Genomic DNA, 24,207 nt, shown 5'->3' on the forward strand with positions numbered 1-24,207 from the left:
AGTAGTGCGTGTCGGAAGTGACTCGACGGTTCGGGCGTGAGGCATGTCAGTTGCCGCGCAGAGCGTCCCGGGTAGGCTCGGCCGGTAGGCGATGCGACTGCCGCGGCGCAACCCGAACGCGCAGGCCGCGAGCCGGACGGCGAGGACGAGCAACACTCCGGCCGGGCCGACGGAAGCGGACACCACATCGTCGACCGGTTGCCCCGCCAGGACCAGAGCGGTCATGGTCGCCGCCATCATGCCCAGGAGCAGCCGCGCGATCGTGAGCTGACCCCCGAACGCACCGGTCACCGCCGCCGGCCGGCGGCGTGGACACGATCGACCGTGAGGCACCTGAAAAAGTTACCGGCTTCCCGGGCATCTAGGAGCCCGGTCGCCGGGTCGGGCTGTGTGGCTGCCGAGAGCCGTCAGGCGGGCAGGCGGACCTCGAAGCGGCAACCGCCGGTGATGTTGTGGGCGCCGACCCGGCCGCCGTGGGCTTCGACCAGGCCGCGGACGATGGCCAGGCCGAGGCCGCCGCCGGCGCCGGTCGCGCCGTCGTCCGGGGTGCGGGCGCGGCTGCCGCGGAAGGCGACGTCGAAGAGGCGGGGCAGGTCCTCCTCGGGGATGCCGCCGCAGCTGTCCGAGACGGCGAACCACACCTCGCGGGTGTCGCCGCCGGCGGAGATCTCGATGATGCCGTTCGCCGGGGTGTAGCGGACCGAATTGGTGAGCAGGTTGCTGACGATCCGGTTGAGTTCGGCCACTCCCCCGGTCACCGTGGGCCAGCTGTCGCAGGCGGCGACGACCCGGATGCCGCGGCCGGCGGCGAGCGGGCCGACCGCGGCGACCGCGTCCGAGACCACGTCCCGCAGGGGCAGGCTGGCCGGGGTCAGCCGGAGCGTGCCGGCGTGGATGCGGGACAGTTCGAACAGGTCGTCGACCAGGCCGCTCATCCGATCGGTTTCGGCCGCGATCCGGCGGTGGTATTCGGCGACGCCGGCCCGGTCGGCGACGACACCGTCCTGCAGGGCCTCGGTCATCGCGCGCAGGCCGGCGAGCGGGGTGCGCAGGTCGTGGGAGACCCAGGCGACGAGTTCGCGGCGGCCGGCTTCCATCCGGCGTTCCCGTTCGCGGGCTTCGGCGGCCCACACCGCGGCGGCCGCCAGGCGCCGGCCGAAGACGATGCCCAAAGCCAGGCTGACCAGGGCCGAGGCGGCGACGGTGAGCAGCACGACCTGCATGTCGTGGGCGGACAGGAACATCGCCCGGGCGACCGTGGTGACCCCGGCGACGACCGCGGTGATGGTGATGCCGAGCAGCACGCAGACGTGCACGGCGATCGATCGGCCGCGGAGCAGCCGGAGCAGGCCGGCGCCGCACACGCCGACGGCGGTGCCGGCGGCCAGCGAGTAGAGGCCGATCAGCAGGATGTCACGCATCGGCGGCCGGCTCCCAGCGGTAGCCGACGCCCCACACGGTGACCAGCCGCGCCGGGCGGGCCGGGTCGGCTTCGACCTTCTCCCGGAGCCGCCGGACGTGCACGGTGACCGTGGACTGGTCGCCGAACTGCCAGCCCCACACCCGGTCGAGCAGTTGCGCCCGGGAGAACGCCTGGGCCGGGTGGCGCAGCAGGAATTCGAGCAGGTCGAATTCGCGGACGGTGAGCGCGAGCGGCTGCCCGGCGCGGTGCGCGGTGCGCCGGCCGGTGTCGGCCACCAGGTCGCCGTCGCGCAGCAGGGCCGGGGCCGGGGCGGCGGCCGGGGCGGTGCGGCGCAGCACCGACCGGACCCGCAGGGTGAGTTCGCGCGGGCTGAACGGTTTGGTCACGTAGTCGTCGGCGCCGACCTCGAGGCCGAGCACCCGGTCGCTCTCCTCGCCGAGCGCGGTGAGCATGACGACCGGGAGTCCGGGCTGGTCATGCTGCAGGCGGCGGCACACTTCGAGGCCGTCGAGGCCGCCGAGCATCAGGTCGAGCACGACCAGATCGGGGCGTTGGGCGTCGACGGCGGCGAGCGCGGACAGTCCGTCGGCGGCCAGTCGCACGTGGCAGCCGTCCTGTTCGAGGTAGCGGCGCACGACGTCGCTGACCGTCGGGTCGTCGTCGACGACCAGCACCTGGTGGGTCACCACCGCAGGCTACCCAGGCGGACGCCGGCGGCGCCCGTCCGAGAGTCTTTCGATTCCCTTACGGCAGGCGAGGACGGTCACGGCCGTCCCGATCAGGATCCCGATCAGATCGGTGCCGTACGACCTGGGCAGGATCGTCGGATTTCCGGGGTCGCGTCCGAATCCGAGCACGAGCGGCAGCGCGACGATCGTCACGGCCAGCCAGGCGGTCGTGATGATCCGCAGCGTCGGGGTGAGCCGGGGCAGCAGCCGGCCGGCCAGCAGCACCAGTGGCAGGAAGACCACGTCGTGCAGGATGAGAACCGCCAGGCCGAACACCGCGATGCCGGCCAGGTCCACCTGGTCGTCCAGGAGTGCGCCGCCCACCGCGTACGCCATGAGAATCAGACCGCCAGCGATCAGCACACGTCTCATCCGGCCCTCCGCACGGTGATCCGGTTGACCCATTTGGTCTGCAGCACGCCGGGCCGGTTCGGGGCGATCAGCCGGGCCGGGAAGCCGTGATCCGGGGCGAGAGGTTCGCCGCCGAGGCGGAGCGCGAGCAGGGTCCGGCGGTCGGCGAGATGCCCCTCCTGCACGATCGATGTCCGATAGCGGCCACCGCTCTGCAGGGACTCGACGACGGCCTCGCACCCGTCCGGAGTCACGGCGATCATTGCAAGAAGATCAATCAGCGGTACGCCGGTCCAGGTGCCCGTGGAGCTCCAGCCCTCCACGCAGGCGATCGGCAGGACCGAGGTGTGCAGTTCGAGGGCATGCAGGTCGGGCAGACTCAGCGAGACCGTGCGATCGAAACCGGTCACGGTCAGCCGGTATCCGGGGTCCAGGGCGGCGTCGCGAACCCCGGCGCCGAGGGCGGTGCTGTTCACCGGCAGTCCCTGGGGGCCGGTGCCCGGGCGCCGTGGCGCGAGCAGCGAGATCCCGGCGAGCGGCCGGACCGTCTGCCCCAGGGTGGCGACCGTGATCACGCCGGCCGCGACGGCACCGGCCACCAGAACCTCACGGCGCCCGGCGGCGTCGGTGCGGCCGGCGGGGCTGGCGGAGTCGACGGGGCCGGCGGGGTGGACAGGGCCGGCGGGGTGGACAGGGCCGGCGGGGTGGACAGGGCCGGCGGCGCCACCGGGGATGGCCGCGTCAACGGGGCTGCCGGAGTCGACGGAGTCGACGGGGCTGCCGGAGTCGGCGGCGCCGACGGGGATCGCCGGGTCGCTGCGGCGACGGCGGAGCGCTTCGCGGGTGATCGGGAGTTGCACGCCGATGTGGGTGAGCAGGGCGCCGGCGGCCAGCCAGGCCATCCAGTAGTGGGCGGTGGTGAAGAAAAACGGCATCGGGGCGTACCAGTGCGCGATGTTCAGGACACCGCTGAGCACCTGGAACAGCGCGGCGACGACCAGGACGGCGACCGAGGCGCGCTCCGCGGCGTGGCCGAGGCCGCGGACCGGCGGCCACTGGAACAGCCGCGGATAGACCGACCACAGTTTGAGGCCGAGCAACGGGACGGTGGCGAGCCCGGTCGCGACGTGCAGGCCCTGCGTGCAGCGGTAGAGCCCGGCGGGGCCGGGCGGCCACGGCAACCACCGGTTCGGATGCTGGGCCAGGTGGCTGAGCAGGCCGGTCACGAAGCAGATGGCGAACGCGGCGCCGAGCAGCAGCCCGAGCTGGCCGGTCAGCCTGGTGGAACGCCGATCGCCGGAGAAGGCGTCCGGGCGGAAAGGGCCGCGGCGCAGGCTGGCAGGTGGCGCCAGGAGCCAGGCCACGGCACGTCGCAGCGGCTCCGGCGGGCGCGGCAACCGGTTCACCGGGCGCCCCGACCGGTCAGTGAGGCGAACCATCGTCCCTCCTCGGTCCAGGTGCTGAGGACTGTCAGGCCGGCCTCGCGGGCGACGGCGGCCAGGTCGTCGGCGGCGACCTGGGCCCAGCGCAGCGGGGCGCCGGCCGGCTCGCCCGGGGTGTGCAGGGTGGCCGCGCCGGACCAGCTGCCGGTCCCCGGAGCCGCGAGTTCGGCGTGCACCCGGCCGGCCGGGGCGAGCAGCTCGTGACAGCGGCGCAGCAGGGCGACCGGGTCGCCGCCGATGCCGATGTTGCCGTCGGCGAGCAGCAGGTGGTCCCAGCGGCCGTGGCCGGGCAGCGGGGCGAACACGTCACGGCGCAGCGCCAGGGCGCCCCGGGCGCGGGCCAGGCGGACCGCGGCCGCGCTGACGTCGATGCCCAGGGCGGCCCGGCCGCGGCGCAGCAGGGCGCCGGTGAGCCGGCCCGGCCCGCAACCGACGTCCAGGGTCGCGCCGGTGCAACGGTCGAGCAGGCGGGTGTCGCCGGGCCGGTGGTCACGGCACCAGTCGGCGGCGTCGAACCTGGTCGTCCGGCCGGCCGGGTCGCGCACCAGCAGCGTGGTCCCGGCGCCGGTCGCGGCCCGGGCCAGCGCCCGGTCGTAGATGTCCAGGGCGGCCGGTGGACAGGCGATCGCGGGGGCGGTCACGCCGGCACCCCAGTCGTAGCAGCGCAAGCCCGGTCCCCGCCGGATCCCGCACCGTCCGCGATCCGGCTTCCGCCGAGTTCGTCGTCCGCCCCGACGCCGGCGGGGGAGGCCGCGGCCCGGCCGGGGGCCGCGGTGAGGCCCGCGTTGGTGAGGCCCGCCGCGGTGAGGCCCACCGCGGTGAGGCCCGCCGTGGTGACGGCGGCGGGGAAGCGGCTGCCGGGCGGGCACAGGGCGGCGACCAGGGTGGCGTCCGCGGCGGTGTCGACATCGCGCAGCGTCGGGAGCAGGGTGGGTTCGACGCCGCGGGCGCGCAGGGCGGCCAGGGTCAGCTCGCCGGTCTCGGCGGTGGACATGGGCACGGCGGGCAGGACCGTGGCGTACGCCGCAATCGGTAAGCCGAGGGCCCACCAGCCGCCGTCGCGGGCCGGGCCGAGCACCGCGCCCTCGTTGCGCAACCTCGTGGCCGCGGCCCGCAGCAGGGCAGCGGTCAGTTGCGGGGTGTCCATGCCGATCAACAGGGCCGGGACGCCGGGCAGCGCGGTGTCGGCGAACGCGTTCGCCAGCCGCTCCCCCAGGCCGTCGCCGCGCTGCCGGACACACGCCCAGCCCGGCGGGACCGGGTATTCCCCGTCGAGCACCAGCGTGTGCCGCCGGGCCGGCAGCGTGGACGCCGTGGCCAGGGTGTCGGCCAGCGCGGCGGCCGCGATCGCCGCCGCCTGCTCCGGGGTGCACGGCGGGCAGAGCCGGGTCTTGACCCGGCCGGGCACCGGGGCTTTCGCCATCACCAGCAGCTGGATCATCGGGCCAGCACCGCCCGCATGTCGTGCACCGCGCGCAGCGTGCCGCGGACCGAGCCGGTCACCTTCGAGCGGGTGCCGGCCGCCCGCGGCCGGTAGGAGACGTCCGTCTCGGCCACCCGCCAGCCGGCCCGGGCCGCGCCGATCAGCAGTTCCAGCGGGTAGCCGAACCGCCGGTCGCGCAGGTCGAGCGCGAGCAGCGCGTCACGGCGGGCGGCCCGGGCCGGGGCGATGTCGTGCACCGGCAGGCCGGTGTCCCGGCGGATCCGGTGGGCCAGGACCGCGTTCGCCAGCCGGGCGTGGGCCGGCCACGCGCCGGGCACGGTCGGCCGGCGGCGTCCGCAGGCCAGGTCCAGCTCGCCGGCGCGGACCCGGTCGGCGAGCAGCGGCAGCTCGGCCGGATCCAGCGAACCGTCCGCGTCGATCACGCACACCACCCCGTCGGCCGGGTCGGCGGCGAGCAGCCCGGCGTGCACGGCCGCGCCGTAGCCGGGGTGCGGCACGTCGATCACCCGGGCGCCGAGCCGGCGGGCCACGTCCGCGGAGCCGTCGGTCGACCCGTTGTCGGCGACGATCGCGCGGAAGCCGGGCGGCATCCGGTCCAGCAGCCACGGCAGGGCCGGGGCCTCGTTCAGGCAGGGCAGCACCACATCGGTCATGGCCGGAAAGTTAGCGCTGGTCAGGGCCCGGAAATCTTACGAAGTGCGGACGTCGCCGACAGTTCTTACGAACCGCTGACGGATCGGCGCGGGCCGGTGTCAACGGCGGCTCGCGGACCTAGCGTCGCTGCCGTGACGCACATTCTCGTGACCGGCGGGGCCGGGTTCATCGGCTCCCACGTGACCGCAGCGCTGCTGGCGGCAGACCATGACGTATCCGTGCTGGACAGTGGTCCCGGCGAGGTGCCGGCCGGGGTGCGGCTGCACCGGGCCGACGTCCGGGACCCGGAAGCGGTGCGGGCCGCACTGCGCGGGGTGGACGCCGTGGTGCACCATGCGGCGCTGGTCGGGCTCGGGGTCGGGCCGCAGGACCTGCCGGACTACGTGGGCAGCAACGACCTGGGCACCGCGGTGCTGCTCGCGGCGATGGCGGCGGCCGGGGTCCGGCGGCTGGTGCTGGCCAGCTCCATGGTGGTGTACGGGGAGGGCGCCTACTCGTGCACGACGCACGGACCGGTGAGCCCCGCACCGCGGGCGGCCGGGGATCTGGCCGCCGGCCGGTTCGAGCCGTCCTGCCCGCGATGCGGCCGGCCGCTGCTGGACGGGCTGGTCGGCGAGGACGCCGTGATGGATCCGCGCAGCGTGTACGCGGTGACCAAACTCAGCCAGGAACTGCTGGCCGGGGTGTGGGCGCGGGAGTGCGGCGCTTCGGTGGCGGCGCTGCGGTATCACAACGTATACGGGCCGGGGATGCCGAAGGACACGCCGTACAGCGGGGTGGCGGCGATGTTCCGGTCGGCGCTGGAGGGCGGCCGGGCGCCGCGGGTGTTCGAGGACGGCGGGCAGCGGCGCGACTTCGTCCACGTCGGTGACGTGGCGGCGGCGAACGTGGCGGCGTTGCGGGCGGAGCGGCCGGGATTCCGGGCGTACAACATCGCCTCGGGGCATCCGATCACCATCGGCGCGGTGGCTGCCGCGCTGTCCGAGGCCTTCGGCGGGCCGGGGCCGGTGGTGACCGGCGAGTTCCGGCTCGGGGACGTGCGCCATGTGGTGGCGTCGCCGGCCCGGGCGGCTGCGGAGCTGGACTTCCGGGCGGCCGTCCTGCCGTCTGTCGGCTTGAAGGAGTTCGCGTGCGCCCCGCTGCGCGGCTGACTTCCGGGCCGGTCCGTCTCCATGGTCTTCCGCGGGGCGATCGGTGGGCGCTCGCCGGGGTGCTCGGCCTGGTCGCGGCGGCCGCGGTGGTCGGGGCGGCACTCGGCGGGGCGGGGCATCCCGTGCTCGCGCCGGCCGCGCCGATCTTCGGGCACGTGCGGCCGCACATCGGGCCGGGAACGCCGCTCGCCCTGGCCGTCGCGATCGCGGTGATCCGCTGGGGGCCGGCCCTGGCGGCGACCCTGCCGTGGCGGCGGCTGCTGGTCGGCGCCTGGCTGGCCGCGGTCGCCTGGACGTTCTCCCTCGCGCTGATCGACGGCTGGCAGCGGGGGGTGGCCGGGCGGTTGACCACGCAGTTCGAATACCTGAGCGAGGTGCCGCGGGTCACCGACATCCCGGCCATGCTGCGCGGCTTCACCAGCCACATCCTGCTCAACTCGCCGGACCACTGGGCCGAGCACGTGTCCGGGCACCCGCCGGGTGTGCTGCTGACCTTCGTCTGGCTGGACCGGATCGGGCTGGGCGGGGGTGCCTGGGCGGCCACGGTGTGCATCCTGGTCGGTTGCCTGATCACGGTGGCCGTCCCGAGCACGCTGCGCTCCCTCGACTCCGACGGTGCGGAAACCGCTGCCCGGGCCGCGGTCCCCTTCCTGGTGCTGTTCCCGGGCGCGGTGTGGATCGGCGTTTCCGCCGACGGCATGTTCGCCGGGATCGGGGCCACCGCCGTGGCGCTGCTCGCGGCCGGCCTCGCCCGGCCGTCCCGCCGGCGTCTGCTGCTGGGCGGGGCGTTGCTCGCCTGGTGCGCCTACCTGTCGTACGGCCTCGTCCTGCTGGTCCTGCCGGCCGCGACCCTGCTCGTGGGCCGCCACCGCAGGTGGCCGCTGCTGATCTGGCCGATCCTCGGCGCGGCCGCGGTCGTCGCCGCCCTGACCGGTTACGGTTTCGCCTGGTGGGAGGGCTACCACCTGGTCAAGATCCGCTACTACCAGGGGATCGCGACCGCCCGCCCGTACGCCTACTGGATCTGGGCGAACCTGGCCTCCCTGGCCTGCGTCGCCGGCCCGGCCGCGGCACCCATGCTGCGCCGCGCCGCCCTTGCGCTCCGTGCCGCCCGGGGGCCGGCGGCGTGGCTGTGCCTGGGCGGGCTGGCGGCCGCCCTGGCCGCCGACATCTCCGGCCTGAGCAAGGCCGAAACCGAACGCATCTGGCTGCCGTTCGCCGTCTGGCTCCCGGCCGCCGCCGTCCTGCTGCCCCTGCGCGACCGTCGCTTCTGGATGTGCCTGCAGGCCGCCACCGCCCTCCTGGTCAACCATCTGATCCTCACCACGTGGTGACCCGGTGGGCGCCCGTTCGGTCGATGCGCGAGGTCGCCCCGCGGTGTCGCGGTGCCTGGTCCCGCCTTCGTGCCACTTCCGGCCCGCGCCGCCCGCCGCGGGCTCGCCGGGGCCGCAGCATGAGGTCGTCCACGTGACGACGACCGACCTGGAGAGCCCTGTGTTCCGACGTTTCCTCCTCATCCCCCTGGTGCTCGCCCCGCTGGCGGCATGTGGACAGGTGACCGGCGCGGCAGCGACACCGGAGCCGGGTGCTTCGTCGAGCGCGGCCACCGCGACGAAGGTGATCCCGGCCGCGAAGACGCAGCCGGCCTCCGGTCATGGTTCCGCCGGCTCGGCGCAAGCGGGCGGCACCACCACCGCGGCGCTCACCGGCACCCACCACGCGTTCCTGACCGCGGTCGATCCCGCCAAACACACGATCACCTTCGATCTCGTCGACTGGTTCGAGGGCGCCGCCGCGAAGTCGGCATGCAAGCAGGACGGAGTGACGGAGACCGCCAACGACTGGTGCGTGGGGTACTACTACCGCAACAACAGCCACAAGCTCCGGACCCTGCACGTCAAGTCCGGCGCGCCGCTGAGGGTGATCGACATGAGCCACGGCCCCGTTCATCTGGTGACCGCCGACCTCGGCAAGTTCCAGACATCGCTCAAGGCGAACGGAGGCCTGTTCGTCTTCACCGTCACCAACGGCGACATCACCAAGGCCGACGAGGTCTACCAGCCCTGACCGCGGATCCGGCGAGCGTACGCCCTGCCCCACCGCCGGGCGGGCCCGCGCTGCGCTGCTTCGGGAGAGCGGACGTTCAGTGACCGGGCCGACGGCCGGCGCGACCGGCAGGGAACAGACCGGCGACCACGAGGACGACATGACCGGCCGGTGGGGTCCCGAGGCCGCCCGGTAGCCGGCCGAGCAGACCGGCATTGTCGTGGTCCACGAGATGACGCACCGTGCCCTGAGCTGCGCAGACCGCGCGACGGTGGCGGCGCGAGCCCGGGAACGCATCGCCGCGCTTGGACCGGATCCGGAGCCCCGGCGACAGCGGAACCGATCGCCGCCATCAGTCTCCGGAATGCTCCTCCGCCGCTATGCGATCGAGACAGTGCCGACCGCGAGCGTGAGGCCGGCGCGGACGTGAAACGGTCGCGATCTGGCTCTGCTGGCCGCCCGTGCGCGGGGCCGTTGGATCGAAGCAGCAGAACTGCGGTCATAGACCGCTCAGGCCACCTTTCCCAAGGTAGAGATCTCGCAGCAGGCAGATTTCGGCGCCGTGGTGGATGACCTCGCGATGGGTGTGCAGGATGAGTTTTGCCATCGGCGCCTCCGCGTACTCAGGCGGTGAGATTGCGCCTTGCGCCCGGATGATGCCCGTCGCTCCGAGACTGCGCAGGTCGCGGACCCACGCATCGTGCCCCCCGTCGAGTTGGCGTAGCGCTGCCGCGGCCGTCCCTGGGTAGGTCATGGCAGTCTGGCCCCCAGGTGAGCCCTCGAAGTGAGGCGTGGCCGGCGGCCCGAACACGTCGAGGAGGTGCGCGAGCCGCCAGGCGATGGTGGTAACCGGCGCGGGGCCGTTCAGCGGGTGGGCATAGTCCAGGACGAACTCCTCGGAGCCGCGGCGACTGAGCGTCCAGCAACCGGGAACGGGTTGCCAGAAGTACTCATCATCGGTCAGTCCGTTCAGCCGGGGCCGAAGCTGAGCATGCCAGTGCGACTCCAGTTGGTCGACCAGCTCCGCATTCCAGTCAACATCCACGGCGTGACTGTAGCGGCGACCGTCCACATGGCCATTCTTGCAGCTATGGTGAAACTGCGATGATATTGCCCCGGCTGGACAGCATGCGAAATACGCGGCAGCTCCGGATGTATGGAGCGCTCTGCGTAGTGCGCCTGGCAGAGGTGGCGGCACTCGGCGATTTCCCGTATCGGGAGTCGCTCGACCGGTACCTTGACGGACTGTTCGACGAACGCCGCGGAAGTCCTGATGATCGCGAGTGCCTGATGCGTGCCAGGAGATTCCTGTTCGGCGATGACATCACGCTGATCAAGTATTATCAGAGCATCACCGTCGAAATCGCCCTGACGATCGGCGGAGACGAGCCGTCACGTCCGTTGAGTGCACGTGGAATCCTGTTCTCGACTCTGAATCCCTGGTCGAATCTCGACGGTCTCTGTCGTCACGCTACTCCGCCGCAGTTCGACGAGGATCACTTCCGGAATCAGGAGATGCGACTGCAGGACGACGATATCGCGGATATCGTCCACTCTCCCGACACGGCGGATTCGTGGACTCCGTTGAAGAGCCGCGCACGACTGATCGGCGAAAGGGTGGCCGCGTCGCTGAACGGCCTTTCTCAGGAGCTGCGCTGGCCGGAAGAGCGAGGGATACCCGGATTCCGCGTCGCGACCGCTGACGAGCAGGAGGAAGAGCGCCTGTCCTCACTCGTCGACAACGACGCGCCGGCCGACCACGGGTGAAGCCCCGCCGCGGGGATCGACGCGCAGGCCGACCGCGTACCACCCGGAAGGTTTTCAGCTCCGGGTCCGCGGCGTCCGGGAGGGTCATGCCGGAGTCCTTGCCGACGCGCAGATAGGTTACGACGGCCTCGGTGAAGCGGTCGCCCGGCAGCACGGCCGGGACGCCCGGCGGGTAGGGCTGATCATTTCCGCGGAGATGCGGCCGACCGGGTCGGCGACCTGCTCGGTGTCGGCGAAGAACGCGTCGCGCGGGTTGATCGCCTGCTCCAGATTCAGGTCCGCCGGCGCCGGGCCGGGTCAGCGGGCGGCGATCAGGGATTGCGGGGCGGCGGCCTTCAGGGGGGTGAGTCTCCCGCTTCCCTTGCCCTGATTCCGCGAGCTGTCGTCCGTCTCCCGGAGATCGTTTGCTCCGCGAACGGTGCCGTTGGATCATGGCGGGGTGCACCCCCACCCGCTCACCCGGAGCAACGATCGGGTCGCCATGAACCTCCATGTCGCGGAACCCCGCCGGCCCGGGCTGCGGGTCGAGGTGACGGCAGGACGGCGTCTTCTCCTGCGCCAGGGCGATCGGGTGGTCCTTCTCGGCCGCCAGCGGGCACACCATCGCGGCGTGCACTATTGCCGAACAGGGCGGTACGAGTCGCCGCTGCCGCCGATCACCGCTCGGCAGGCCCGCGGGCGGTGGCAGGCCGGCAATGAATCGGGCTGGTGGGCAGCACGCTGGACCTACCGGTACGCAGCTTGGTTACGGACCGCGTTCTACGGCCCGCTGCATGCCGGCTCCTGGACACTCGCCTGGGGCATGCCGGAGTGGACGGTCCCGGGACACTGGAGCCGTCTGCACGATGTCGACCCGGACCAGGGCCACATTACCTGGTTCGGCTACGGCGATCCGTCGGAGGACGCTCGAGACATCCTGCCGCTGCGACGCCTGTCCGCCGTTGACGCCGACCGGGTGAAGGCATACCGGCGGCAGCACCGCGAGGGAATCCTGCCGCCGGTCCTGTTGTGGTGGGTCAGCGGGCTGGCCACGCTCCTGGTCGTCGACGGCCACGACCGGCTCACCGCGGCGCTGGCCGAAGGCGCCGTTCCCGATGTTGTCGTCCTCGCGCCCACCGCTGATCCACGATGGGTCTCGGCCGTTCAACGCCACCCCATCCGGGAATATGAGCAGCGCATCGCACATCTGCGGAACGGCCCCACCGATCCTTTCACCGGCGACGGCATCGCGCACGCAGGTCACCGCCTCGCCGCGAACCTGAGCCGCATCGCCCTGACCGAGGGACGCACGCGAGCATGGCCGATGCTGGGCGGGCGCCCCACGTGGGATCACCTGGTGGCCGAGTTCGCCCCCGGCAGCCCGCTGGAACAGGAGCGATGATCCACGGTCCGGAGTCGCGACGTGCGAAGCGGCCACCGCCATCGCCGTCGGTATCCGGATCGGCCCCGATCCCCGGCTTGAACCGGCGTCGCGGCGGGTGCAGGCGTGCTCGGCGGCCCGCGGGCCGGCTACAGTCCCGCCGCCCTGACACCGTACGCGGTCTGGGCCGAGGTGAAGCCCTCGTATTCCAGCTGCTCGACGAGGGCCGACCGGGAGAAGGCCTCCGTTTCCAGGTATTCCATGGCCATCCAGGCGGCCTGCTGGTTCCAGTCGGTGTGCTGCTCGTCCACGCCGTGGACGGCGAGGCCGGTGCTGAAGCCGTCGTCCTTCAGCTGTTCGATGAGGCCGGAGCGGGAGAAGGCCTGGGACCGCAGGTATGCCGCCGCCCGGGTACCCGCCGCGGAGCGGGACTCCGCGGCGACGGCGGGCCGGGCGACCTGCCGGGCCTCGGCCGGCGCGGCGGTGCCGAAGGAGATCAGCGAGGAGGAGACGGCGACAAGGACCTTCTTCATCGGCGCATCCTTCGGGACCCGAGCTGCGGGACATCTTTCCGGCCCCAGTGATCGGCACAGCGTCGCCGGACTTAAGAGACATGGCCCCCGGCCTGCTGCGGATCTTCGACCGGTTGGCGGACACGCCGGCCCTGGTGCTGAACGCGCTCGGCGAGACCCTGGTGCAGAACGAGCCGGCCCGGGCCCTGTTCGGTGATGCGGCGGAGTTCACCGGGATGGAGCGCAGCGGGATCTGGCGCTGGTTTGGGCATCCGGAGCGGGAGCGCCCGGTCTATCCGGAGCAGGTGGCGTCATTGCGGGCCGCCCACGGGTTGCCGGGTCCGGCGTCGCGGGCCGGCGAGATGGTGCGACCTGCTGTCCCGCAGTCCCGAGTTCGCCCGGTTGTGGGAGGCACAGGTGGTCGGCCGCCGGTTCGAGGAGCACAAGGTGCTGCTGCATCCGCGGATCGGGGCGATCGAGGTCGACTGTCAGGTGTTGCTGACCGAGGACGGGTCGCAGTCGCTGCTCGTCCTCACCGCGGCGCCGCGCAGTGAGGACGAGAGCAGGCTGAGACTGTTGACCGTGCTTGGCACCGAGCCGTTCAGCCGCGCGTGAAGACCGGCATGGTGGACAGGGTGGTGGTGATCTGCGCGGTCGTTCCCCCCGCGTACGTCTGATGGGTGAAGTAATCGGTCCAGGTGTTGCCGGGCGGGAACCAGACCGTGGTGGTCGCGGTGGTGCCGGCCGTCGTCACCGGCGCGACCAGGTAGTCGGAGCCGAAGAGATATTCCGAGCCGGCGTACGCGTACGCCTCCGCGCTGTCCGGATAGGCGAGGTAGAGCGCCCGGTTGATCGGCATCCCGGTCCGGTTGGCCGTCTGCGCCGCGGCGTAGGTGTAGGGGCGCAGTTGTTCCCGCAGCTGCAGGAACTTCTTCGCGGAGGCCGCCGCGTCCGGCCCGTACTGCCAGGGCAGCCGGTCGCTGTGGTTGGAGTGCAGCCGGTCGATCGGCTGGAAGGTGCCCAGTTGCACCCATCGGGCGTACAGGTCGTCGGGCAGTCTGGTGCTGCCCGGTTCGCTGCCCGGCTGCTGCAGGCCGCCGGTGTGGCCGCCGATGTCGTGGCTGACCGCGGCCAGCCCGGTCGCCGCCGACTCGCCCGGGGTGTAACCGACCTCGAAGCGCAGCGTCTGCCAGTCGGAGATGGCGTCGCCGGTGAAGTGCAGGGTGGTGCGCTTCTCGGCCCAGGGTCCGGTGGGCACCGCGGCCGGGTTGCTGTAACCGCCGGACTGCAGCGAGCCGTAACCGCGGGAGAACGCGAAACCGTAGCGGCCGGCGTACTGCTGGTTGATCCACGAGTCCGGGGTGACGCCCGCCTTGGACGAGTACGAGCCGTCGCAGCACCAGTCGAGCCAGGCGAAGTCCTGCTTCAGGTCGTTGTGCAGCCACAGGTACGCGGCCAGCTGGTCCGGGTCACCCCAGTCGAACACCCCGTTCTTGATCTTGTTCTGGGCGATCGCCTGCGCCTGGGCGTACTTCGGGTCGGTGTCCTTGATGCTCGGGTGGATGTTGTACGACAGGTGCAGGCCCTGCCCGTGCACCCAATCGAGGAAGCCCTGCGGGTCGGGGAACTTGGCCGGGTCGATCTCCCACCCGTTCCAGGTGTCCGGCGACTTGAAATCGGTGTCGACGATCAGCACGTCCAGCGGCACGCCCTCGGACCTGAAGCGCGGCACGATCCGCTGCTGGAAGTCGGCCGCGGTCCGGTCGTAGTACTCCGAGTACCACACGCCGTACGCCCATTCCGGGAGCAGCGCGGTCGGTCCGGTGAGGGTGCCCAGTTCGCGAAGACCACGGGCGAAGTCCTTGCCGTACGCGAAGACGTAGCCGTCCTGTTCGGGCACCGCGCGCGCCGAGGCGCTGTCGTCGAGCAGCGCCCAACCGTCGGCGTACAGCAGTCCCGCCGCGGTCAGCGCGCCGCCGTCCACCCCGTCGAGACCGCGACGGTATCCGCCGAGCGGCGCGTGCGGGGCCTTCAGCGGCGTGCCCGTCGCGGCCACCGCGATCGTGTCCACGTTGATGTTGCAGCTGGCGTCGGTCGGGCAGCCCAGCGTCACCGTGTCGGTGCCCGCCTTGAGGCGCACCGGGATGGCCACCGTGCGCCAGTAGTCCCAGCCGCTGGTCGCCGGCAGGGTCGCCGACGTCCCGTTGACGGTCACCGTCCGCGACTGGACCGGCTGGCTGCCGGCCTCGAAGTTGGCGTACCGCAGCTGCACCGTGTAGTCGCCGGCCGCCGGGATCCCGGTGATCGTGTAGGCGGCGCCCGCTCCGGCGTGCTCCAGCCCGGCCAGGAAACCCGCGCCGGAGTACCCGTTGTGGTCGGCGGCATGCTTCGCGCCACCGGTCAGCACCCCGGTGTCCGCTTCGCACAGGCTGCCGTAGGCGCACGGTGAGGCGGTGGCCGTCGGCACCGGAGGGTACGCGTCGCCGGGCCGGACGATCGCGACGCTGTCGATGTTGACCTGGCCGGAGTCGGCCGCGGTGTGCGCGATGGCGATCTGGTGGTGCCCGGCGCCGAGGGTGATCGCGGCGGTGGCGACCTGCCAGGTGTCCCAGGAACCGGTCGGCGGCAGGGTGACCCGCTGGGCGGCGCCGTTGTCGACGATCACGCTGAGCGTGCGGGTGGTGTTCTGGCCGTCGGCGCCCTGTGCGTTGGCGTAGCGCAGGTCCAGTTGGTAGGTCCCGGCCGTGGTCGCCGCGGTGGTGAACGCGAGCCCGTCCCCGACGGCGCCGAAACCGGCCGCGAACCCGGTTCCGGTGTACCCGCCGTGGTCGGTCGCGGTGGCCGGCGCCCGCAGGGTCTCCGCCTCACACAGCACGCCGAGCGCGCACGACGGGCCGGCCCACGGCGCCGCGTCGACCTGCTGCTGGCCGGACTTGAGGCGGACCACCAGGTTGTCCTGCGAGAACGGCCCGGAACCGACCAGGTATCGCAGCGTGGCAGCGCCCGTGTCGACGGTCAGCCAGCCGTCCGCGAGCGACCTGCGGACGACGGTGGCGGCCCGCGGGAACGCGCCGCGGCCGACGACGGTGAAGGTGGCCGCGTCGGTGAAGCGGCCGTCGGCGGAGTATTCGGTGCGGATCAGTGTCGGCGACAGCACCTGGAAGCGTGCGTTCCCGACGGTGATCGTGGTGGGCGCGGCGGCGGCAGCGGCGTGAGCCGGGAGCGCGCCGGGCAGCGAGAGGATGGTGGCGGCAAGGACGGCGACGCTGCGCAGCGGCATGATCACGCTCCTGGGGACGACTGGAGAGAACGCTCTCACAGGCCAGTGACATTCGTCAATAAACCTCACGATTAGCCGGCGGGCCGGGGGGAATGCGGGAATCCCCTTACCACTGGAGGTTCTGAATGTCCCGCACCGTGCTCTCCGGGGCGCTGCTCGGACTGGGTGTCGCCGGATTCGCCGACGAGACGGTGTTTCACCAGCTGCTGCACTGGCACCACTTCTACGACCGGTCGACGCCGGCGGTCGGGCTGGTGTCCGACGGGCTGTTCCACGCGGCCAGCTGGTTCTGCACCGTGGCGGCGCTGTTCCTGCTCGCCGACCTGCGTCGGCGCGCGGCGTTCGACCGGCGATCGTGGTGGGGCGGGCTGCTCACCGGGACGGGGGCCTTCCAGCTGTACGACGGCACGGTGCAGCACAAGCTCATGCGCCTGCACCAGATCCGCTACGACGTGAACCTGACGCCGTACGACTGGGCCTGGAACATCATCGCGGTCCTGCTGCTCGCGGCCGGCGTGGTGCTGCTGGCGCGCTCCCGCCGCCGGGTCGTCCCGGCATGACGGCGGCGCTGCTCGTCGCCGCCGCGGTCGCCTACCTGGCCGCGGTCCGGGCCGGTCGGCGGCGCGGCCGGGGCTGGGCGGACGAGCGGACCGCCTGCTGGCTGGCCGGGCTGACCGCGGCGGGCATCGCGCTGATCGGGCCGGTCGCCGCGGCCGGGCATCACGACTTCGCCGCGCACGCGGCCGGGCACCTGCTACTCGGGATGGCGGCGCCGCTGCTGCTGGTGCTGGCCGCACCGGTCACGCTGGCGTTCCGGGCACTGCCGGCGCGGTGGGCGCGACGGCTGGCCCGGGCACTGCGGAGCCGGCCGGTCCGGGTGGTCACCCATCCGGTGACCGCGGCGGTGCTGGACGCCGGCGGCCTGTGGCTGCTCTACGGCACCGGGCTCCTGGCGGGTCGCCATCCCGGGCTGGTGCAGCTCCACATTCTGGGCGCCGGCTACCTGTTCGCGGCGGCTGTCGTCGGGGTGGACCCGGCGCCGCACCGGCCGGGGCGCGCGGTGCGGGCGGCCGCCCTGATCGGGTTCCTCACCGCGCACGCGATTCTCGCCAAGTTCCTGTACGCGCATCCGCCGGCCGGGGTGCTCCTGCGGGAGGCCCGCACCGGCGCCGAGGTGATGTATTACGGCGGGGACCTGATCGACCTGGCGTTGATCGTCATCTTCTGGTGGCAGTGGTATCGCGCCGGCGACAGTGGACGCCGGTGGCCGCGGCCGCCGGCGCCGGCGGCGTGGCGGCTCCCGGCTGAACGGCCGATGCCGAGCCGAAGTCTAGCTAGCTCCCGTTCGGGGTGATCGGCGCCGGCCTCCTGATCGGTGCGCTCGCGGTGAGCTCGCGACGCTCGGCGGATCGCGACCGTCACCACGCTGACCCTGACCTTCGCCGGGGTGGTGGCGCTGGCGCGCTGGGGGCCGGACACCCTCATCCCGGATCTCACGCCGCACGCACTGCCCGGCCACCGGGTCACCGCGAGCCGGCACGAGGTCATCGACCCGTACATCCCGGTCATCGTCCTCGCGGCCCGGACCGCGACGGCGCTGGGCGTGATCGCGGTCGCGACCCGGCGGCCGCGGATCACGGCCGGATGACCACGAACTCCAGGTGATCGGCCGACGCGGTGGTGATGACGATCTTGCCGTCGCGGATCTCGGCGGTCAGCTCGCCGATGGTGACCAGGTGCGGGTTGGTCACCTCCACCCGGACCCGGTCGTCGGCGGATTCCACCACCGAAAGGAACTTGGGGATGTCGCCGCCGATCGGGGTCATGCCCGCCTCCGGGATGTCGAGTCACGTCACCGTCCATCGTGAGGGGTCGGCGCCGCCGAGCGGAAGAGCCGGGCCGGCGAGTGATCAGCACCGATCCGGCCGTTTCGGAGATCTGCCAGCGAAATCCGCGTGAGCCGATCATGGTGACCCGGCGGGGTTTTCGCGGTCCGGTGCGCTGGTGAGACGGTGGAGTGGAAACGGGCGGGATGACGCTCAGCAGGGTCTACTGCGGGATCACGCATGCCCCGCCGCCCGCCGGCCGGGATCGGCCGACCGCGGGGCGATGCGGCCGGCGGCTGACGGGGCCACCGTGGAGTACTACGACGACGGGACCGGCCGGGCGGCGGTCTCGCTCTACCGGGTACAGGGCATCGGGCACGGCACCCCGGTGGCGCGGGGTGGTCGATCAGCACCGTCAGTCGGTGTCGGTGGCGGCGAGCACCGCCAGGCCCCGACGGTCCGGTGCCACCGCCGCCAGGCCGAGGTCCCCGACGACGTCCTCGAACCAGCGGGTCGCGCCGGCGAACGAATACCAGGAGCAGCCGTGCGCCACCGCCGCGACCTCGTGGACCGGCGTGTCAGCCGGTGCGCCGACCAGGCCGGCGACCGACCGCCAGGCGTACAGCCGGCCGTACGCTCCCGCCTCGCCGGGTTCGTAGGCGGCGCCGTACGCGGCGGCGATGAACAACCGCTCCCAGGCCTGCGACGGCGAGCAGGTGAGCAGGCCCGCCGTCATTCCCTCGGTGCTGTGCAAGCCGATGCTCACCAGCGCGCCGGCGGCCGCGTCCGGCGACAGGGCCCGGTCGAAGGCGAACGTCCGCGCCTCGATGCGGCCGTTGGATCGCCGCACCCAGCCGGCCACCGCCGCGCCGAGCAGGGCCGACCGGTCGGAGGTCGTCGTCTCCCGCCACTCCGGCACCCCACCGTGCCCGTGCACGCGCTCGCCCTCCAGTTCGGGCGTTTCGAGGTGAACGCGGCCGTCCTGGTGCACCGGAAGAGCAGGAGACGCGTCGAGAGATGTCAAGGACGGCGGAAGCCATCCGAGCGGGTGGGTGGGGTCGACCCATCGAGGGTCGATCTCGGCTCCGCGCAGCACCAGCTCCTGCGCGAGGCAGGCGCGCAACTCCGCCGGCGCATCGGCGCGGAACACCACGCCCAGGTCCGCGGTGGGCTGCCGGGCGGCGATCATTGACGCGGCAACCCGCTCCGTGCGGCGGTCCCCCGCGACGCACAGCAGGCGGACGGCCTGGTCGAGGACGCCCGGCCGCCCGAGCAGCAGGCGGAGCAGCTGCTCGAAGGCCTCCGTGACCTGCGGCGGGGCGGTCTCCCACCGGTACCGGAGCCACAGCGCGATGCCGAGGTCGGCGACGAAAGCCGCGTCGCCGTCGTCGAGACGCGCCGCGGCGACCCGCAAGATCGGCGTCACGCTGTCCATCCGCGGAAGCTCGGCCACCATGCTGTCGATGTCACCGTTCACCGGCGCACTTTAGCCAGGGGACGGTGCTCCATGCAGCCGGGTTTCCCGGTGGCTCAGCCGACGTGGGAGCGCAGGACGGTGGCGAGTTCGCGAGCGTTCTGGATGGCACCGGTGAGGGTCAGCACCCGGTGGTCTCGGGTGACGATGTCGAGGCGGTAGCGGCGGCCCGGGGGCAGCAGGGCGCGGAGCACGCTGGAACCGGGGCCGCGTTCGCGGAGTTCGGTGATGTCGAACCACGGGATCAGGACGCTGTGCGGGGCGGCCAGGCGCATGGTGAAGGGGTCGGCGACGTGGCCGTAGGCGAGGCCGTTGTCGAAGACCGTGAACAGCGCGACCCGGTCGGTGCCGGCGACGCGCAGGAACCACACGGAGTAACCGCCGACCAGCAGGCTGCCGAAGCACAGCAGCAGGAGCAGGAAGCGGATGGCGCCGCCGCCGTCCTGGCGTTGCTCGGCGGGGACGAAGGCGACGACGGCGCCGGCGAGGGTCATGAAGATCAGGAACGGCACCAGGATGATGCCGAACATGTAGAGGGTCGCCGCGCCTCTGTCGTAGCCGTAGCCACGCCTGCTGACGCCGAGATCCATGGTGGGATTCTGCCCGACGGTGTCAAGAACGGTCAGACCGCCAGCGAGGTCGGGACCGTGACGGTGAGCCAGTCGAGGAAGGCCGGGGCCGAGATCGGCTTGGAGATCAGGTAACCCTGGATCGCGTCGCAGCCGTTGCGGCGCAGATAGTCCAGTTCCGCCTCCACCTCGACGCCTTCGGCGACGACCTGCAGATCCAGGGCGCGGGCCAGTTGCAGGGCCGCGTCGGTGACGGCGCGACGGTTGCGGTCGGTGTCGATGTGGCGGATGAAGCTCTTGTCGATCTTCACCTCGTGGATCGGCAGGTGGGCGAGGCGGCCCAGGGACGAGTGGCCGGTGCCGAAGTCGTCGATGGAGAGCTTGACGCCGAGACGGTCCAGGGCGTCCAGGGCGCGGCGGGCGTGTTCGGGTTCGGACATGATGCCGTTCTCGGTGATCTCGAGGGTGAGCGCGGACGGTGGCAGCCCGTGCCGGCGCAGGGCCTGGTCGACGCGGTCGGTCAGGTCGGGGACCGACAGCAGGCCGGGGGCCAGGTTGACGGCGACGCTGAGGTCGTGGCCGGCGGCGCGCCAGGTGGCGCATTCGGTCAGCGCGGTTTCCAGGACGTGCCGGGTGAGCGGGCCGATCAGGCCGCAGCGTTCGGCGAGCGGGATGAACTCGTCAGGCGGGACCGGGCGGCCGTCGTGCTGCCAGCGGGTGAGCGCCTCGGCGCCCAGCACCCGGCCGGTGCGCGGGTCGACCTTCGGCTGGTAGACGACGGACAGTTCGTGGTTGTCGACGGCGGTGCGCAGGCCGGCCATCAGGGTGAGACGGCGGGCGGTGTCCCGGTCGTCGTCGGGGCGGTAGACGCGCACGCCGGCCTGCGCCGCTTTCGCGGCGTACATCGCCAGGTCGGCGCGGCGCAGCAGGCGGGCCGCGTCCCGGCCGTGCTCGGGCGCGAGACAGACGCCGATGCTGACCTGCGCCGCGAGGATCAGATCGCCGACGGCCGCGGGCTTCTCGACGGTACGGCGTACCTCCTCGGCCAGCGCGACGAGTTCCGCCTCGCTGCCGGCGTCGCGCACCAGCAGCGCGAACTCGTCCCCGCCGAACCGGGAGACGACGCCGAGCCCGGCGAACGAGTCGCGCAGCCGCCGGCCGATCCGGCGCAGCAGGTCGTCGCCGATGTCGTGGCCGAGCGCGTCGTTGACGTCCTTGAACCGATCGAGATCCATCAGCAGGACGCCGACCGTGCCGCCGGTCGCGCCGGCCGCTTCGGTGGCGGCCTGCAGGTCGGCCTGGAATCGCTGGCGGTTGGGCAGGTCGGTGAGCGCGTCGTGGGAGGCGAGGTGGGTGAGCCGGTCCAGCAGGCGGACGGCGGACAGGGCGGCGCCGGCGTGCGAGGACATCGCCTGCAGCAGCAGCACGTGGTCGGCGGTGAACGCGGGGATCTCCGACATGTGGCCGGTGACCAGCAGCACGCCGGTGGATTCGTCGAGGCGCAGCGGCACCGCGATCGCGGTGTCCCGGACCACCGGGGTGCCGGAGCGGGCGGGCAGCCACCATGCGTCGGCGGGGGTCGCCTCGACCCGGTAGCGGTCCCGCCCGTACAACCGCATGCTCGTCCAGACCTCGGACTGCGGGCCGGGCACGATCAGGACCGCCTCCTCGGCCCGGACCAGGTCACGGACCTGCCCGAGGACGGCGCGGGCCACCTCGTCGGCGCCGGTCAGGCCGTCCAGTGACTGGGCGAACCGGTAGAGGTCCTCCACCTGCTGGTGGGTGCGGCTCTGCTGGGCGTACCGGTGGAAGACCCGTTGGGCGGCGAAGGCGAGCACGCCGAGCAGCAGCACGGCCAGGACCTGCTCGCGCACCAGCAGCACGGTGACCAGCGCGAGGGTGGTGGTGACCGCGACCAGTGGCATCTGGAAGACCTGTTTGACGTCGGCGGTCAGCAGCCGGCGCCACTCCTGGCTGTCGTCGTGCACCGCGATGACCGCGGTGACCAGCACGATCGACACCACGTCGGCGGCGAAGGCGGCGGCGAAGGCGGCGCCCCAGGCGACCGGGCCGTACGGTGCGGTGCCGGCCCGGATCAGGTGGAACACGACGCCGGCCACGGTGGCCTGGGTGAGGTACAGCGCGGTGTTGAAGGCGAGCTTGCCGCCCCGGTGCCCGCGCAGCAGGATCAGACCGGCGAGCGCCCCGACCAGCCGGATCGGGATCAACAGCACCGGCGGGACCAGGAACAGGCCGAGCACCAGGGGGATTTCGCTCAGCGTCATCGCGTGCGCGCCGCGGCGCACCGGGAAGGTGACGGTGAAGCGTTCCACCAGGGCGAACAGCACGGTCAGGGTGATCAGCAGCGGGACGTGCAGGCCGCCGGGGGTGGGTGGGCCGAACAGCAGCCAGGCGGCGGCCTCTCCGAAGGCGACCACGATGGTGAGGACCGCGACGAGGGTGAGGACCGCAGCGTTCGGCGTCAGTCGCCGCCTTTTCGCCATCGGTCCTCCTCTCGCCGTCGTCCTACCAGTCGGCCGTCCGCCCGGAAGGTTGAGACAAGTCGGGCATCAGGCCCAGCTGCGACCGGCCCAGGACCGTCCGGCCCAGGTGCCGCCGGCCCACGAACGGCCGGTCCAGGTGCCGCCGGCCCAGGAGCGCCCGGCCCAGTCCGAGCCGGCCCAGGAGCGGCCCGCCCAGGACCGCCCGGTCCAGGTGGTCACCGGCCAGGTGCTACCGACGAAGCCGGTGCCGGTCCAGACCGCGCCGTTCCAGGTGCCGCCGGTCCACGCCCTACCGATCCGGGCGGTCGCCGCCCAGGTCGCCGGTACCCAGGGCATGCCGAAGATGTCCCGCTCGCCGGTGAGCGCGAGGCCGGTGACGCCGTCCACGACGTGGGCGGTGCCCCGGGAGGCTTCCAGCGAGCCCAGCCCGGTCGCGGCCGGCCAGGCCTGGGTGACGTCCGCGGTGCGCGGCACGTCGGCGGCGGCCGCTCCGGCGACGTCCAGCTGACCGGCGCCGCCGCCGATCGGGTCGGCCACCGCCAGCGGGTCGGCGGTCTGCATGAGCAGGCGCTTGACCTGGTCCGGGGTGAGCGCCGGGCGCTGCTGCAGAAGCAGGGCGACCGAACCGGAGACCACCGCGGCGGCCTGCGAGGTGCCGCTGCCGCGGAAGAATCGGTCGCCGACGCGGGCCGTCGGGTACGTGGTGTCGATGTACGAGCCGGGATCGCGCAGCGACACGACTGAACGGCCGGTGGCCACCAGGTCCGGGTGCCGGGTGGCGGTGCCGCGGTTGCTGAACGAGGCGACGGTGTCGTCGGACCGGTCGGCGGTGCCGTTGGTGTCCGCGGCGCCGACCGAGATCACGTACGGGTTGGCGGCCGGCATGGTCATCCGGGCCGCGCCGTCGTTGCCGCTGCTGGTCACCACGACGATGCCCTGCCGCCAGGCGGACTCCACCGCGTAGGACAGCGGGTCGACGAGCTCGGGCTGGACCGAGTCGGTGCCGAAGGACAGGTTGATCACCCGGATGTTCATGCCGGGGTCGTTGCGGTGCGTGACCACCCAGTCGATCGCCGCGATCACCTGCGAGACGTCGACCGCACCGTCGGCGGCCGCGGTCTTGAGGCTGATCAGGTGCGACCCGGGGGCGATGCCCTCGAACCCGTTGGCCGGGTCCGAACCGGCGATGATCCCGGCCATGTGGGTGCCGTGGCCGTAGGTGTCCAGGTGCTCCAGGCCCGGGGTCTGCGACTCGAACGAGAGGTCCGGCCCGTTGATGACCTTGCCGGGCTGGCTCAGTCCGGGCACCGGCGCGACTCCGGAGTCGATCAGCGCAACGCCGATCCCGGCACCGGTCAGGCTTGCCGTGTCGACCTTGGTGGTCTTCAGCTTGGCGCCGGCCGCGTCCTTGATCACCGGGACGGCGACGTTCGCACCGCCGGCGTCGAGCCAACCGGGGCCGGGTGGCGGCACCGGCGTGGCGGCGTGTGCCGGCCCGGTTCCCATGAGCCCGGTCGTGAGCAGTGCCGCCGCGATCCCGAAACCGAGTCGCCGGGCACCGCGGCCGGGCTGTGCAATCTCCACGATTGAGTTCCTTCCCTCCGATGACGCGTCGGGGTGCATCGGCGGGTGCCGGGCGAACCTGACGATTTTCCCGAAAATCGAATGTGATCTAC

23 protein-coding genes and 2 pseudogenes are annotated in these 24,207 nt (G+C 72.7%); 10 read left to right on the forward strand and 15 right to left on the reverse strand.

Annotated features, from left to right (window positions below; translation table 11 throughout):
• Nucleotides 1-407 precede the first annotated feature (407 nt).
• The 7 genes and pseudogenes from ACSP50_RS22950 to ACSP50_RS22980 all read right to left on the reverse strand — a co-directional run bounded on the left by ACSP50_RS22950 (nucleotide 408) and on the right by ACSP50_RS22980 (nucleotide 6,041).
• On the reverse strand, nucleotides 408-1,421 hold the full coding sequence (locus tag ACSP50_RS22950; RefSeq protein WP_014691665.1) for a sensor histidine kinase KdpD: 1,014 nt from the start codon (nucleotides 1,419-1,421) through the stop codon (nucleotides 408-410).
• Nucleotides 1,414-2,109 carry a response regulator transcription factor gene (locus ACSP50_RS22955; protein WP_043515139.1) on the reverse strand — a complete coding sequence of 232 codons (696 nt, stop codon included), beginning with the start codon at nucleotides 2,107-2,109 and terminating at the stop codon, nucleotides 1,414-1,416. The genes ACSP50_RS22950 and ACSP50_RS22955 overlap by 8 nt, the downstream gene beginning before the upstream one ends.
• A gap of 9 nt (nucleotides 2,110-2,118) precedes the next feature.
• On the reverse strand, nucleotides 2,119-2,523 hold the full coding sequence (locus ACSP50_RS22960; RefSeq protein WP_014691667.1) for a hypothetical protein: 405 nt from the start codon (nucleotides 2,521-2,523) through the stop codon (nucleotides 2,119-2,121).
• Nucleotides 2,520-3,941, reverse strand: coding sequence for a molybdopterin-dependent oxidoreductase (locus ACSP50_RS22965; RefSeq protein ID WP_014691668.1), 1,422 nt, complete (start codon nucleotides 3,939-3,941; stop codon nucleotides 2,520-2,522). The genes ACSP50_RS22960 and ACSP50_RS22965 overlap by 4 nt, the downstream gene beginning before the upstream one ends.
• Nucleotides 3,905-4,585 (reverse strand): methyltransferase domain-containing protein, encoded by a 681-nt coding sequence (locus tag ACSP50_RS22970; RefSeq protein WP_231956693.1) that lies wholly within the window; start codon nucleotides 4,583-4,585, stop codon nucleotides 3,905-3,907. The genes ACSP50_RS22965 and ACSP50_RS22970 overlap by 37 nt, the downstream gene beginning before the upstream one ends.
• 194 nt (nucleotides 4,586-4,779) lie before the next feature.
• A pseudogene (locus ACSP50_RS22975) lies at nucleotides 4,780-5,385 on the reverse strand (TIGR04282 family arsenosugar biosynthesis glycosyltransferase); the annotation flags it as partial.
• Nucleotides 5,382-6,041 carry a glycosyltransferase family 2 protein gene (locus ACSP50_RS22980; protein WP_014691671.1) on the reverse strand — a complete coding sequence of 220 codons (660 nt, stop codon included), beginning with the start codon at nucleotides 6,039-6,041 and terminating at the stop codon, nucleotides 5,382-5,384. The gene ACSP50_RS22980 and the pseudogene ACSP50_RS22975, both read right to left, overlap by 4 nt.
• Nucleotides 6,042-6,173: 132 nt before the next feature.
• Between ACSP50_RS22980 and ACSP50_RS22985 the strand changes: the two genes are divergently transcribed.
• From ACSP50_RS22985 to ACSP50_RS22995, 3 genes are all read left to right on the forward strand, one after another.
• Nucleotides 6,174-7,193 (forward strand): NAD(P)-dependent oxidoreductase, encoded by a 1,020-nt coding sequence (locus ACSP50_RS22985; RefSeq protein ID WP_014691672.1) that lies wholly within the window; start codon nucleotides 6,174-6,176, stop codon nucleotides 7,191-7,193.
• Entirely contained in the window at nucleotides 7,172-8,527 is a 1,356-nt protein-coding gene (locus ACSP50_RS22990) for a hypothetical protein (protein WP_014691673.1), read from the forward strand. The genes ACSP50_RS22985 and ACSP50_RS22990 overlap by 22 nt, the downstream gene beginning before the upstream one ends.
• A 133-nt stretch (nucleotides 8,528-8,660) precedes the next feature.
• The gene (locus ACSP50_RS22995; RefSeq protein WP_155123593.1) at nucleotides 8,661-9,260 is read left to right on the forward strand and encodes a hypothetical protein; all 600 of its coding nucleotides are present in this window, start codon (nucleotides 8,661-8,663) and stop codon (nucleotides 9,258-9,260) included.
• A 478-nt stretch (nucleotides 9,261-9,738) separates the two neighbouring features.
• On the opposite strand, the gene ACSP50_RS23000 is transcribed toward ACSP50_RS22995, so the two are convergent.
• The gene (locus ACSP50_RS23000; RefSeq protein WP_043515147.1) at nucleotides 9,739-10,284 is read right to left on the reverse strand and encodes a DinB family protein; all 546 of its coding nucleotides are present in this window, start codon (nucleotides 10,282-10,284) and stop codon (nucleotides 9,739-9,741) included.
• 128 nt (nucleotides 10,285-10,412) lie between these two features.
• Here ACSP50_RS23000 and ACSP50_RS44130 point away from each other — a divergent pair, with 128 nt between their 5' ends.
• Together ACSP50_RS44130 and ACSP50_RS42165 are read left to right on the forward strand one after the other, a co-directional pair.
• Nucleotides 10,413-11,006 carry a hypothetical protein gene (locus ACSP50_RS44130; RefSeq protein ID WP_231956694.1) on the forward strand — a complete coding sequence of 198 codons (594 nt, stop codon included), beginning with the start codon at nucleotides 10,413-10,415 and terminating at the stop codon, nucleotides 11,004-11,006.
• Nucleotides 11,007-11,487: 481 nt separating this feature from the next.
• On the forward strand, nucleotides 11,488-12,387 hold the full coding sequence (locus ACSP50_RS42165; protein WP_157432795.1) for a hypothetical protein: 900 nt from the start codon (nucleotides 11,488-11,490) through the stop codon (nucleotides 12,385-12,387).
• Nucleotides 12,388-12,515: 128 nt separating this feature from the next.
• Here the strand turns inward: ACSP50_RS42165 and ACSP50_RS44135 are convergent, their stop codons facing one another.
• A complete protein-coding gene (locus tag ACSP50_RS44135) occupies nucleotides 12,516-12,899 on the reverse strand; it encodes an Ltp family lipoprotein (RefSeq protein ID WP_014691678.1) in 384 nt (127 codons plus the stop codon).
• A gap of 80 nt (nucleotides 12,900-12,979) precedes the next feature.
• Here ACSP50_RS44135 and ACSP50_RS44840 point away from each other — a divergent pair.
• Together ACSP50_RS44840 and ACSP50_RS44645 are read left to right on the forward strand one after the other, a co-directional pair.
• Nucleotides 12,980-13,120, forward strand: a pseudogene (locus ACSP50_RS44840) (transcriptional regulator); the annotation flags it as partial.
• A 175-nt stretch (nucleotides 13,121-13,295) separates the two neighbouring features.
• Nucleotides 13,296-13,493: a hypothetical protein gene (locus ACSP50_RS44645; protein ID WP_014691679.1), complete on the forward strand. Its 198-nt coding sequence runs from the start codon at nucleotides 13,296-13,298 to the stop codon at nucleotides 13,491-13,493.
• On the opposite strand, the gene ACSP50_RS23025 is transcribed toward ACSP50_RS44645, so the two are convergent.
• Nucleotides 13,480-16,158 carry a TIM-barrel domain-containing protein gene (locus ACSP50_RS23025; protein WP_014691680.1) on the reverse strand — a complete coding sequence of 893 codons (2,679 nt, stop codon included), beginning with the start codon at nucleotides 16,156-16,158 and terminating at the stop codon, nucleotides 13,480-13,482. The genes ACSP50_RS44645 and ACSP50_RS23025 overlap by 14 nt on opposite strands.
• Nucleotides 16,159-16,283: 125 nt before the next feature.
• Here ACSP50_RS23025 and ACSP50_RS23030 point away from each other — a divergent pair, with 125 nt between their 5' ends.
• The 3 genes from ACSP50_RS23030 (at nucleotide 16,284) to ACSP50_RS23040 (ending at nucleotide 17,806) form a co-directional block, all read left to right on the forward strand.
• Nucleotides 16,284-16,718 carry a DUF2243 domain-containing protein gene (locus ACSP50_RS23030; protein ID WP_014691681.1) on the forward strand — a complete coding sequence of 145 codons (435 nt, stop codon included), beginning with the start codon at nucleotides 16,284-16,286 and terminating at the stop codon, nucleotides 16,716-16,718.
• Entirely contained in the window at nucleotides 16,715-17,512 is a 798-nt protein-coding gene (locus ACSP50_RS23035; RefSeq protein ID WP_014691682.1) for a cytochrome c oxidase assembly protein, read from the forward strand. Before ACSP50_RS23030 ends, ACSP50_RS23035 begins: the two co-directional genes overlap by 4 nt.
• Before the next feature lie 93 nt (nucleotides 17,513-17,605).
• Nucleotides 17,606-17,806: a hypothetical protein gene (locus ACSP50_RS23040; protein ID WP_014691683.1), complete on the forward strand. Its 201-nt coding sequence runs from the start codon at nucleotides 17,606-17,608 to the stop codon at nucleotides 17,804-17,806.
• Here the strand turns inward: ACSP50_RS23040 and ACSP50_RS23045 are convergent.
• The 5 genes from ACSP50_RS23045 to ACSP50_RS23065 all read right to left on the reverse strand — a co-directional run bounded on the left by ACSP50_RS23045 (nucleotide 17,793) and on the right by ACSP50_RS23065 (nucleotide 24,115).
• On the reverse strand, nucleotides 17,793-17,984 hold the full coding sequence (locus ACSP50_RS23045) for a hypothetical protein (RefSeq protein WP_014691684.1): 192 nt from the start codon (nucleotides 17,982-17,984) through the stop codon (nucleotides 17,793-17,795). The two genes, ACSP50_RS23040 and ACSP50_RS23045, sit on opposite strands and share 14 nt — an antisense overlap.
• A 415-nt stretch (nucleotides 17,985-18,399) precedes the next feature.
• Nucleotides 18,400-19,461, reverse strand: a complete 1,062-nt coding sequence (locus tag ACSP50_RS23050; protein ID WP_014691685.1) for a DUF6183 family protein — start codon at nucleotides 19,459-19,461, stop codon at nucleotides 18,400-18,402.
• A gap of 53 nt (nucleotides 19,462-19,514) precedes the next feature.
• On the reverse strand, nucleotides 19,515-20,048 hold the full coding sequence (locus ACSP50_RS23055) for a hypothetical protein (RefSeq protein WP_014691686.1): 534 nt from the start codon (nucleotides 20,046-20,048) through the stop codon (nucleotides 19,515-19,517).
• A gap of 32 nt (nucleotides 20,049-20,080) precedes the next feature.
• Nucleotides 20,081-22,531, reverse strand: a complete 2,451-nt coding sequence (locus tag ACSP50_RS23060; protein ID WP_014691687.1) for a bifunctional diguanylate cyclase/phosphodiesterase — start codon at nucleotides 22,529-22,531, stop codon at nucleotides 20,081-20,083.
• 66 nt (nucleotides 22,532-22,597) lie between these two features.
• On the reverse strand, nucleotides 22,598-24,115 hold the full coding sequence (locus ACSP50_RS23065) for a S8 family serine peptidase (protein WP_014691688.1): 1,518 nt from the start codon (nucleotides 24,113-24,115) through the stop codon (nucleotides 22,598-22,600).
• Nucleotides 24,116-24,207 lie beyond the last annotated feature (92 nt).

The organism is Actinoplanes sp. SE50/110 (assembly GCF_900119315.1).
Taxonomy (GTDB): Bacteria; Actinomycetota; Actinomycetes; order Mycobacteriales; family Micromonosporaceae; genus Actinoplanes.